Below are 3887 nucleotides of genomic sequence, written 5' to 3'. Positions count from 1 at the left end.
CTTGGACCTTTTTTAAAATTCTTTTTAGTATACATTGCCCATTATTTTGATTCAATGATTTTATCTTGATCGATATTTGTTTTTATTTTATCCAATAAGGATGTCTCATACATATACGTAAAATCTAATACTATTTTCAGCCCGATTCTCGCTATTTTTTCTCCGATCAGGTGATTTTTGATTAGAATTTTATTAAATTACAAACTGATCCTAAGGCTATGCATTATTGGAGATAGAACAAGAACCTCTCTATCTCAGAATAGAATAAACTATTTTCAGTGGGATATATTTCCTCTTTGATAATAACAATTTTATATATTGAATATTTACTACTATATTTGACTGTGGGGATTTTGTGGGGATCAGTACAGCGCTGTTATGCACTGTACTGCAATTGTAGTGGGTGGCGACATTTAATTATATAATAAATTCAATAAGTTAATTTACAATTACCGGGCTTCGAACCAAGGTGTCGGGGGTTCGAGTCCCTCCGAGCGCGCCATTTAAAATCAAGCACTTAGCTCTAGTTTGTGACCAAAAAACCAAGTTACTGTGACCAAAACGTGTCTAAACACGTTCAGCCGCAGCTCTTAGATGTGCACTTGAAAGGTGTGCGTAACGCAATACCATTTCATAATTGGACCACCCACCGAGTTGTTGTAGCTCATGTAAAGGTGTACCATTTTGCACATGCCAACTTGCCCAAGTATGGCGTAGGTCATGCCAACGAAAGTCATTAATACCTGCACGTACTAATGCTTTTTGCCAAGCATGGTTATTACAACGAGTTACAGGATTTCCATTATATGTAAACACATACGTTGGATTCCTTCCCTGCTGTACTTTTAAAATTGAGATTGCTTGTTTGTTTAACGGTACTGGTATGGGGCGCTTGGATTTAGATTCATCAGCGTGTATCAGTGCATGTTTTTTATCTAAATTTATTTCGCTCCATTTCAATCGCGTTACATTAGACTCTCTAAGACCCGTTGCTAAAGTAAATGAAGCCATTGCCTCTAAATGAGAAGGTAATTCTTTCAAAAGCAAATTAGCCTCTTCCTTCGTTAACCAACGGATCCGCTTATTCTCAATTTTCCGCATCCTAATAATTGGAGTCTTATCAAGCCAGCCCCACTCTTTATGAGCACGATTTAAAATTGCACGAATTAGTTCCAAAACTCTATTAACAGTGGTTAAGGAAACATGCTCTGCTTCCTTCTTCTTAGCAATAAACTCAATTAAATCTCTGTCAATATCGATAAGTTTTTTTGATCTTAAAAAGGAATCTAACCATGCCAGATGGTATTTATCTGTTTCAAGGCTGCGTTTATGAGACGATTCATCTACCCACCTCAACACCGCATCCATCCAGGTTCTATTCGGCAATGACTTGATTTTAACGGTTTGCCACAATTCATGTTTCAGCTGATCATGCAATCGCAGCGCATCTTCTCTTATTTCAGTCCCAGTACTTTTGCGTACTCTTTTTCCTTGGTGCCGGATATCAAGCCACCAAACTCCATCTCTTTTGTAGAGTGCCATTCTTTATTACTCCTATCATAAGCACCCTGCGAAGCGTCGCAGGTAGAGTACTTGTTTCTGATGTGCATCACAAGATCTTGTTCTATAAATATCCATCTGCGTCCAATCTTGACGCCTGGTAACTGGCCACTGGCCGCCATACGCCTAACACTTTCTTTATGCGCACCCAAAAATTGGGAGGCCTGAAAAATATTCATTGTTTTCATAAAGCAATCCTTACGCTTGATTAAAAATGGTCTGTGAAGAGCCTTTAGGCAAAGGTAGATACTGGATATGTGGACATTTTTCTTTAGATTGATTTCTAAAATCATGCGATAAAACTTGGGCACCTTGAGTATCGGAAAAGAGGCTGTTTGTTTTAAGCATCCCTTGACTGAGGATCATCCGGTTACAATAGGGAATTTTCACAACGTCCTTTATAATCAACAATTGCTGTTCAATGAAATATCTGATCATTCTCAACTCCTGTAATGCACACACCAAAATACTCGATTCGAGCACTTATTACATCATAATGAGCAGATCACTGCAAATATTTTTTTAGGCTATACCTATAATAATTTTATTTGTACAATGGCTATAAAAGTTTAATATTAAGGTGACATCAAAATGAGTTTAATGGACAAACTTGAACACGCTGTAGGAAATGAGTATTTGATCAGCCATAAGGATTTATTGTTAGACACAAATCGAAACAAACAGAAGCAGGCTCATTCTAATAAAATAGTTTCAATACAAAGACTGAACCAGCCTGATAGCAATAAGATAGTGAATATAAAACAACTAAATGCATAAACTTATAGTAGTAGGATCGGGAATAAAATCCATTTCCCATCTGACTGAAGAAACTAAACGGGTTATTCAAAGTGCTGATAAGGTACTCTACCTCATCAATGAAGATAACCTAAAACAATGGATTCAACGAGAAGCGAAAAATTCTGAATCGTTGGATTCTATCTACTTTAGCAGCGAAAAGCGGATTGAAGCTTATCAGGCATTAACAAATCATATCATTGAAGAATATAAGAAGGTTTCAATTTTATGTGTTGTTTTTTACGGCCACCCTACCGTTTTTGCAGACTCAGCACTTAATGCCGTGAGACAAATTAAAAGAGATGATGGTGAAGCCATTATTTTACCTGCAGTATCTGCCCAAGACTGCTTGTTTAGTGATCTTGAAATTGATCCAGGTGATCAGGGGTGTTTTTCAATTGAAGCTACAGAGCTGGTATTATTTGAACGGTGCATTGATGCTCATGCGCATTTAATACTTTGGCAAGTAGCAAACTTTGGTAGAACTGATGGGCAAAAAGCTAACAACCTATCAATTCTAAAAGATTATCTAAGTGATTATTATCCAGCAGATTATTCCATCTGTCTTTATGAGGCGCCCTCGCTGCCCACTTGCTCCCCTAGAATAGAGTGGATTCAGCTCTGTCATATGGATCAATCAGTTATTTCTTCAATAACAACAGTATATATTCCACCAATCGAAAATAAGGCTATTAGCAATAAGTACTTGAGACTGCTCAACCTGACTGTTGATGATTTAATACTGAAGTGATAAATACTCCGAACGTTTTAATCTATACAATACATGCCCAATAAGCGGACTACCTGACGGCACTTTGGGGTTGTCAAAGTCATCTTCTGAGTTAGTATGTAAACCAATTTTTTGCATAACTCGAATAGACGGTTTGTTTAATGCTGATGTGAACGAGACTACTTCATCCAAATCTAATGTCTTAAAAGCATAATCAAGTACTGCTTTGGCAGCCTCAGTTGCATAGCCTTGGTTCCAGTGTTTTGAAGATAAACGCCAACCAATTTCAATCGCAGGGGTAAAATGTGCTTCAAATATTGCAGTAAACAAACCTACAAAACCTAGGCTCTTTCCCATTTAAGGGGGCAGCTTTAATCACCCGCAGAGCACCTTAACACGCACTCTATAATTTTCAAAATTTCTAAAACCATAAGCTCTTCGCTGAATGAGTTTCATTTTGCGATGAAAGCCTTCTGTTATTCCGTTGGATTTACTAAACCGCCACATTCTGGCAACCTCATCTTTCCAAGCTCCCAGTGTCTTACCCAATGAAGCCAAGGCTTTAAAAGCACTTTGCTTTAATTCAGTAAGCATGTCTAAGAACGTAGGTATTACTTTACGACATGCCTTTTGGGTTAAAGCTCTTTTCATTAAAAGAGAATGAAGTTGTTGTTGGAATTGATAGATTGCATCGATAGTCGGATTTTGAGTTAAAAAGGCGTCTCTTTTAGCCTTCTTTTCTTCACTCAGGTTATCAGACCTTGATGTGGTTCAATTGATTTAGACACTCCAGTTAAGAGAT

4 protein-coding genes and 2 pseudogenes are annotated in these 3887 nt (G+C 37.5%); 1 reads left to right on the top strand and 5 read right to left on the bottom strand.

Annotated elements, in window-relative coordinates; all coding sequences use genetic code 11:
* Window positions 1-567: 567 nt before the first annotated feature.
* From KYQ_RS01690 to KYQ_RS18130, 3 genes are read right to left on the bottom strand one after another with little or no spacing between them, the layout of a single operon-like run.
* Complete coding sequence (locus KYQ_RS01690) at window positions 568-1542, bottom strand: tyrosine-type recombinase/integrase (protein ID WP_019349503.1); 975 nt, start codon at window positions 1540-1542, stop codon at window positions 568-570.
* A complete protein-coding gene (locus KYQ_RS01685; RefSeq protein ID WP_032832206.1) occupies window positions 1455-1748 on the bottom strand; it encodes a helix-turn-helix domain-containing protein in 294 nt (97 codons plus the stop codon). The genes KYQ_RS01690 and KYQ_RS01685 overlap by 88 nt, the downstream gene beginning before the upstream one ends.
* Before the next feature lie 10 nt (window positions 1749-1758).
* Window positions 1759-1998: a hypothetical protein gene (locus KYQ_RS18130; protein ID WP_019349502.1), complete on the bottom strand. Its 240-nt coding sequence runs from the start codon at window positions 1996-1998 to the stop codon at window positions 1759-1761.
* Between the two features lie 331 nt (window positions 1999-2329).
* Between KYQ_RS18130 and KYQ_RS01675 the strand changes: the two genes are divergently transcribed.
* Window positions 2330-3106, top strand: coding sequence for an SAM-dependent methyltransferase (locus KYQ_RS01675; RefSeq protein ID WP_019349500.1), 777 nt, complete (start codon window positions 2330-2332; stop codon window positions 3104-3106).
* Here KYQ_RS01675 and KYQ_RS18125 read toward each other — a convergent pair.
* A pseudogene (locus tag KYQ_RS18125) lies at window positions 3092-3439 on the bottom strand (GNAT family N-acetyltransferase); the annotation flags it as partial. The gene KYQ_RS01675 and the pseudogene KYQ_RS18125 overlap by 15 nt on opposite strands.
* A gap of 21 nt (window positions 3440-3460) precedes the next feature.
* Window positions 3461-3841 (bottom strand): annotated as a pseudogene (locus KYQ_RS01665) (transposase); the annotation flags it as partial.
* Window positions 3842-3887: the final 46 nt, after the last annotated feature.

This window comes from Fluoribacter dumoffii NY 23 (assembly GCF_000236165.1).
GTDB lineage: Bacteria > Pseudomonadota > Gammaproteobacteria > Legionellales > Legionellaceae > Legionella > Legionella dumoffii.
The sequence above is the reverse complement of the archived record's forward strand: the minus strand, read 5'-3'. Positions and strand labels throughout refer to the sequence as shown.

What these genes read in the sequence shown, in the direction of transcription:
- KYQ_RS01690 (WP_019349503.1), bottom strand. Translation starts at nt 1,542, where the DNA reads ATGGCACTCTACAAAAGAGATGGAGTTTGGTGGCTTGATATCCGGCAC.
- KYQ_RS01685 (WP_032832206.1), bottom strand. Translation starts at nt 1,748, where the DNA reads ATGAAAACAATGAATATTTTTCAGGCCTCCCAATTTTTGGGTGCGCAT.
- KYQ_RS18130 (WP_019349502.1), bottom strand. Translation starts at nt 1,998, where the DNA reads ATGATCAGATATTTCATTGAACAGCAATTGTTGATTATAAAGGACGTT.
- KYQ_RS01675 (WP_019349500.1), top strand. Translation starts at nt 2,330, where the DNA reads ATGCATAAACTTATAGTAGTAGGATCGGGAATAAAATCCATTTCCCAT.